At 69.3% G+C, this 6,398-nt stretch carries 6 protein-coding genes and 1 pseudogene; 5 read left to right on the top strand and 2 right to left on the bottom strand.

What is annotated here, in order from left to right:
* Positions 1-195 (top strand): annotated as a pseudogene (locus tag C8N38_RS15470) (UDP-glucose 4-epimerase GalE); the annotation flags it as partial.
* Between the two features lie 22 nt (positions 196-217).
* On the opposite strand, the gene C8N38_RS15465 reads toward C8N38_RS15470, so the two are convergent.
* Positions 218-685, bottom strand: a complete 468-nt coding sequence (locus C8N38_RS15465; protein WP_108028050.1) for an RrF2 family transcriptional regulator — start codon at positions 683-685, stop codon at positions 218-220.
* A gap of 307 nt (positions 686-992) precedes the next feature.
* Between C8N38_RS15465 and C8N38_RS21415 the strand changes: the two genes are divergently transcribed.
* The 4 genes from C8N38_RS21415 (at position 993) to C8N38_RS15450 (ending at position 6,038) form a co-directional block, all read left to right on the top strand.
* Complete coding sequence (locus C8N38_RS21415; protein WP_158272361.1) at positions 993-1,130, top strand: hypothetical protein; 138 nt, start codon at positions 993-995, stop codon at positions 1,128-1,130.
* A 142-nt stretch (positions 1,131-1,272) separates the two neighbouring features.
* Positions 1,273-2,778 carry a murein biosynthesis integral membrane protein MurJ gene (gene murJ, locus C8N38_RS15460; RefSeq protein WP_108028049.1) on the top strand — a complete coding sequence of 502 codons (1,506 nt, stop codon included), beginning with the start codon at positions 1,273-1,275 and terminating at the stop codon, positions 2,776-2,778.
* 133 nt (positions 2,779-2,911) lie between these two features.
* A complete protein-coding gene (locus tag C8N38_RS15455; RefSeq protein WP_108028048.1) occupies positions 2,912-4,081 on the top strand; it encodes an efflux RND transporter periplasmic adaptor subunit in 1,170 nt (389 codons plus the stop codon).
* A gap of 1 nt (position 4,082) precedes the next feature.
* On the top strand, positions 4,083-6,038 hold the full coding sequence (locus tag C8N38_RS15450) for a MacB family efflux pump subunit (protein ID WP_108028047.1): 1,956 nt from the start codon (positions 4,083-4,085) through the stop codon (positions 6,036-6,038).
* Between the two features lie 4 nt (positions 6,039-6,042).
* Here the strand turns inward: C8N38_RS15450 and C8N38_RS15445 are convergent, their stop codons facing one another.
* A complete protein-coding gene (locus tag C8N38_RS15445; protein ID WP_108028046.1) occupies positions 6,043-6,306 on the bottom strand; it encodes a hypothetical protein in 264 nt (87 codons plus the stop codon).
* Positions 6,307-6,398 lie beyond the last annotated feature (92 nt).

Genomic DNA, 6,398 nt, shown 5'->3' with positions numbered 1-6,398 from the left:
GAGGCCTCGCATGCGGTGACCAACCGCCCGGTGCCTTATTCCGAGGGCCCCCGCCGCGGCGGCGACGCGGTCCGTCTGGTCTCGGGCAGCGCCCGCGCCGAGACCGAGCTTGGCTGGACCCCGGAACGCTCCGACCTCCCCACCATGATCCAGGACGCCTGGAAATGGTTCCAGTCGGACGGATACAGGGGCTAACCGGAACGGGGCGGGGGCGCTCTCAGACGGGCGGCAGGGCGGCATCCGCCGCCAGCCGTTCGATCCGCTCGGGGCTTTCCAGCAGATCGGCGAGGGTCAGCGACTCGATCAGCAGCAGATAGGCATAGAAAACCTGCCCGAAGAGCCTGCGGATGCGACAGCTTTCCTCGTCCGCACAGTCGTCGCAGGGCTGGTAGGCCCGGCGCGACAGGCAGGGCAGCGGCGCGATCGGCCCGTCGACCTCGCGCAGCAATTCCCCGATCGACACCTGCCGCGGCGCCTTGATCAGCAGATAGCCGCCCGACCGGCCCCGGCGCGAGCCGAGATAGCCGGTGCGTTTGAGATCCAGCAGGATATGTTCCAGAAACCGCTTGGGCGCGCCGGACCTCTGCGAAATCTGCTCGATGGTCAGCGCCTCGCCTGCCCCGGCGGCCTCTTCCGCGAGCGCGATCAGGGCCTTCAAGGCATACTTGGTCTTCTGGGTGATCATAGGCCACGCATACGAGCGAAACCCGCGACGATCAAGCGCGGCTGTTGCCGGGCCGTCCCGGCCGCCCTCGGCACCCCGAAAGACGAATTCTTAAGATACAGTGGCTTGACACCGAAGACCTGCCCAAAGCCATGGCGTTTTTGTCCACATGACGCCAGACGTCGTCCCCGCCCGGGGAAATCCCTCCACCGAAACCGGAAAGGACGGGAGGATTTATCACGACAACCTCTGTAGACTTAACTGGCCACAATGGGGGATTCGTACGATGCAGCCAGCTCCAAGAGCGGGTTTTGGCGGACTTGTGACGATGGGACGGCGCAATGCCGCCGCGCTGATCGTCTTTCTGGTCGCCTATCTGGCCCTCTTCGCCTTCATCCTGACACCCGAAAGCCTCTGGACCCAGCCGAGTTCTGCCACCGGCCACAGCCAGAACGCGGGGCGGTAACACCCGCGAGCCCCACGGCGTCCATCCGCCGGGGGGCCGAACGTCCGGCTCCGGCGGCCACTGGCCCCGCGCCGGGAAAGGCGCGATAAGCAGGCGGCCCCGGGACCCGCCCGGACGGCGCGGGTCAAGGAGTCGCTGTCCCATGCTTGGCAAACTCGGCACCGTGTCCGGGCTGACCCTGCTCAGCCGGATCTTCGGGTTTCTGCGCGACGTGGTCCTGGCCGCGGCGCTCGGCGCGGGGCCGGTGGCCGATGCCTTCATGCTGGCCTTCCGCTTGCCGAACCATTTCCGCGCGCTGCTGGCCGAGGGCGCCTTCAACGCAGCCTTCCTGCCGGGCTATGCCGCGCTGTCGGCCTCGGGCGGTCCGGCCAGACGCTTCGGGGCCGAGGTGCTGGGCTGGCTGTTGCTGGCCAATCTCGTGCTGCTCGCAGTGGCGCTGAGTCAGACCGGATGGGTACTGAGCCTCCTCGCGCCGGGGCTTGGCGCCGAAGACCCGACCCGGGCGCTGGCGATCACGCTGACGCGGATCACCTTTCCCTATCTCATGTGCATGTCGGTCGTGGCCTATCTGGGCGCGCTTCTGAACAGCCGCGACCGCTTCGCCGCGACCGCCGCCGCGCCGATCCTGCTCAATCTGTGCATGCTGGCAACGCTCTGGGCCGCGCCGCTCTTTCCGGGCGTGGCGCAGGCGGCGGCCGTGGGGGTCACCCTCTCGGGCGTGGCGCAGGTGGTGCTGCTGGCCATGGCCGCGACCCGCGCCGGGATCGCGCTGGGCGTCGCCCCGCCGCGGCTGTCGCCCGAGACCAAGGCCTTTTTCCGCCGTCTCGGCCCGGCGGTCCTGGCGGCGGGCGCGCTGCAGATCTCGGTGCTGGCCGATACGGTTCTGGCGACCTTCCTGCCTGCCGGGTCGCTGTCGACGCTTTACTATGCCGACCGGCTTTACCAGTTGCCGATCGGACTGATCGGGGTCGCGCTCGGCACCGTGCTGCTGCCCGATATCGGGCGGCGCGCGGGGCTTGGCGATGCCGACGGGATGCGCCGGGCGCTGGACCGCGCAGCGATGGTCTGCCTCGCGACCGGCCTGCCGATGGCCGTGCTGATGGCGCTTTTGGGCGACTGGGCGGTCGAGGTGCTGTTCCGGCGCGGGGCCTTCGATGCCGAGGCTGCGCAAGCCTCGGCCGCGATCCTCGCCGCCTATGCGCTGGGGCTGGTGCCCGCCCTGTCGGTACGCTCGCTGGTCGCGGGCTTTCACGGCCGGGGCGACACCCGCACGCCGCTGACGGCACTGATGCTGGCCGCGATCCCCAATCTGGGGCTCAAGCTCGCGCTGGCCCCGGTTCTGGGCGCGGCCGGATTGGCGCTGGCGACCTCGGCGGGGATGGCGGTCTATGCCGGCCTGCTTTGGGTCCTGTCGCGGCGGCGCGGCCATGCCGGGGCGCTGCCGCGCGGGCGCGTCACCGGGCTTCTGGGGACGACCGCCATGATGGCGGCGGCGGTGCTGGCCCTGAAGGCGCCCCTGCGTGCCGCGGCCGAGGCCGCCCTGCCCGGGGGCGCGCTGGCCGCAGCCCTGATCGCGCTGGGGCTTCTGGGGCTTGCGCTCCAGGCGGCGGGCAGCGCGCTTTGCCTGCGCGGCTGGCGCCCCGCCTGAGCGGCTGCCCGAGCGGCATCCCGGGCCGCGTCCCGATCACGGCTGCGTGTCCGGCCAGGTCCGGCGACGGAAGCCCGACCCCGCCGCGTATGACCCTGCAACGCCCCTTTCGCCGCATTGCGAGCCTTTCCCGATGAAAACCAGACTTCGCCTTCTGATCCTTCTTGTCGCCGCCGCGCTTGGGGCCGGCGCCTGGGCGGTCTCGCTGCGCGACACGGCGACCGGCACGCCCGCAACCGCCGCCGCGACCCGCGGCACGGTCGAGCGGACGGTTCTGGCCACCGGCACGGTCGAGGCAAGCCAGCTGGTCAGCGTCGGCGCCCGGGTCTCGGGCCAGATCGAGACGCTGGCGGTGGCGCTGGGACAAGAGGTCAAGGCGGGCGATCTGATCGCGCAGATCGACTCGCTCGACCAGCAGAACGACGTGCTGCAGGCCGAGGCCGATCTGGCCAATATCATGGCCCAGATCGCGGCGAAGACCGCGAGCCTGACGAAGGACGAGCTGACGCTGAACCGGCAGGTCAAGCTGGCCGCGCAGAACTATGTCTCTGACGGCGATGTCGAAGCGGCGCAGGCCGATGTCGATGTCGACCGCGCCGATCTAGAGGCGCTCGAAGCCCAGCGCAAACGCGCCGAGGTGACGGTTTCGACCGCCAAGATCGCGCTGGAACGCACGCGGATTACCGCGCCGATCACAGGCACCGTCGTCGCCATCGTCGTCGAGGAAGGCCAGACCGTGAACGCGGTCAACGACGCGCCGACGATCGTCAAGCTCGCCAATCTCGACCGGATGGTGGTGAAGGCCGAAATCTCCGAGGCAGATGTGGTGCATGTCAGGCCGGGGCAGGACGTGCGCTTTACCATCCTCGGCGAACCCGACACCCCGTTCACCGCAACCGTGCGCGATGTCGAACCGGCGCCCAGCGAGATCGAGGAAAGCGACACCATATCGACCGACGAGGCGATCTATTACAACGGCCTGCTCGAAGTCGACAATCCCGACCGCAAGCTCAGGATCGGCATGACGACCCAGGTCTCGATCGTGCTCGACCGCGCCCAGAACGTGCTGACCGTGCCCGCCTCGGCGATCCGGACCGGCCCGGGCGGCGCCGAGGTCCAGCGATACGACCCCGCCACCGGCACGGTTCGCGCTCAACCGGTCGAAGTCGGGCTGAACGACAAGGTCACGGCCGAGATCGTCTCGGGCCTGTCCGAAGGCGACCGGGTCGTCACCGGATCGGCCGAGGCCACGGCGGCCCAGGGCAGCGGATCGCGGCGGATGCGTCCGCCGATGGGGTTCTGAGATGCACGGCTCCGAACCTGGCCAGCCGCTGATTGCGGCGCGCGGCATCACCCGCAGCTTTCAGGCGGGCGACGAGACCATCACCGTGCTCGACAATGTCGATATCGAGATCCGCGCGGGCGAGATGGTGGCGATCATCGGCGCCTCGGGGTCCGGCAAGTCGACGCTGATGAACATTCTCGGCTGTCTCGACCGCCCGAGTTCCGGCCGCTACCTCTTCGACGGGCAGGATATCTCGGCGCTCGACCCGGATGCGCTGGCCGAGCTTCGGCGCGAGCATTTCGGTTTTATCTTCCAGCGCTATCAGTTGCTGCCCGATCTCGACGCGGTCGGAAATGTCGAGGTCCCGGCAGTTTATGCAGGCGAGGGGGCGGCGCCCCGGCGCGCCCGGGCGATGGACCTGCTGCGGCGGCTGGGCCTTGGCGACCGGCTGGACCACCGGCCAAGCGCGCTTTCGGGCGGCCAGCAGCAGCGGGTGTCGGTCGCGCGCGCTCTGATGAACGGCGGCGAGGTGATCCTGGCCGACGAACCGACCGGCGCGCTCGATTCCAGCTCGGGCGAAGAGTTGATGGCGCTGCTGCTGGATCTGAACCGGCAAGGCCATACGGTGGTGATGGTGACCCATGACCCGCGTGTCGCCGCCCATGCCCACCGGGTGATCGAGATCCGCGACGGCCGGATCGTGTCGGACCGGCCCACCGCCGACGCGCCCCGGGCGGACCGGCCCGACCGCCCGGTCCGCCAGATCCGCGCGGGCGCGGGGCTGAGACGCCAGATCGAGGCATTGAGCATGGCCGCGCGGGCACTTCTGGCGCATCGGGTGCGCAGCCTGCTGACCATGCTGGGCATCATCATCGGCATCGCCTCGGTGGTGCTGGTGGTGGCGCTTGGCAATGGCAGCCAGCAGAAAGTGCTGGAAAACATCAGCTCGCTCGGGACCAGCACCATCACCATCCGCTCGGGCAGCGGCTTCGGCGCGCGCGACGCCAACCGCTTCGAGACGCTGGTGCCCTCGGATGCCGATGCGCTGGCACTGCAGGACTTTGCCGACAGCGTCTCGCCGGCGGTGTCCGACAGCCTGTCGGTGCGCTACCGGAACGTGACCTCGACCGCCTCGATCGGCGGGGTCAGCGGCGATTATTTCCAGGTCCATGCCTATACGACCCTGCAAGGCACTGTCTTCGGCCCCGAGGACATCGCCGCCCGCGAACAGGTCGCGGTGATCGACGAGGACACCCGCGACACCTTCTTCGGCACGGGAGCCGACCCGCTTGGCGAGGTGCTGCTGCTGGGCCGGGTGCCGGTCCGGGTCATCGGGCTGGTGCGCGCGACCGGGGCGACCTTCGGCCCGTCCTCGCTGAATGTCTGGATCCCCTACACCACCTCGATGGCGCGGGTCTCGGGGCAGGACCATTTCAGCAGCATCGCGGTCCGGGTCGCCGACGGCTACGACATGACCAGGGCGCAGGACGCGATCTCGGCGCTGATGCTGACCCGCCATGGCAGCAGGGATTTCTTCCTCACCAACAGCGACTCGATCCGCGAGACCATCACCAGCACGACCCGGACCCTGACCGCCCTGGTCGCGATGATCGCGGTGATCTCGCTGATCGTGGGCGGCATCGGGGTGATGAACATCATGCTGGTGTCGGTCACCGAACGGACCCGCGAGATCGGGGTGCGCATCGCCATCGGCGCGCGCCGGTCCGACATCGTCGCGCAGTTCCTGATCGAGGCGGTGCTGGTCTGCCTCGTCGGCGGGGTTCTGGGGATCGCGGGCGCGTTGCTGACGGGCGAGATCGTCGACCGGGTCGCGACCGAGGTGCGGCTGGCCTTCTCGGGCACGGCCATCGCGGTCGCGTTCCTGTCCTCGACGCTGATCGGCATCACCTTCGGGTTTCTCCCGGCCCGGGCGGCGGCACGGCTCGACCCGGTGGTCGCCCTGAGCCGGGAATAGGGCCTCAGGCCGCCAGCATCGCCCGGCGGCGCAGCCGGATCGCGGCGATCCCGGCCCAAAGCATGCCCAGCGGCAGGGTCAGCAGGACGCCGAAGCCCAGCGTCGGCAGGGCGATGACGAAGGTCAGCACGATCATCACGATCGCCGCCACGCGGCTGACATAGAAAAGTCCGAACGGACCCAGCAGCAGCGCAGCCAGAACGGCGACGGCAACATTCGGGCCACCATCCGAGAAGGTGGAGCCGGAAACGGCAGAGATATCGGTCATGGCAGGTCCTCACACCCAGCGCATTCGCCCGGACCAGAGGAGGCCCGGACCTCGATGCATCCTGCCTCTGCCCGAAATCGGGCCGAAATCGT

Source organism: Rhodovulum kholense, from assembly GCF_003053725.1.
Classification (GTDB): Bacteria; Pseudomonadota; Alphaproteobacteria; order Rhodobacterales; family Rhodobacteraceae; genus Rhodovulum; species Rhodovulum kholense.
Note: the sequence above shows the minus strand (reverse complement) of the source record. Positions and strands in the feature narration are given on the sequence as shown.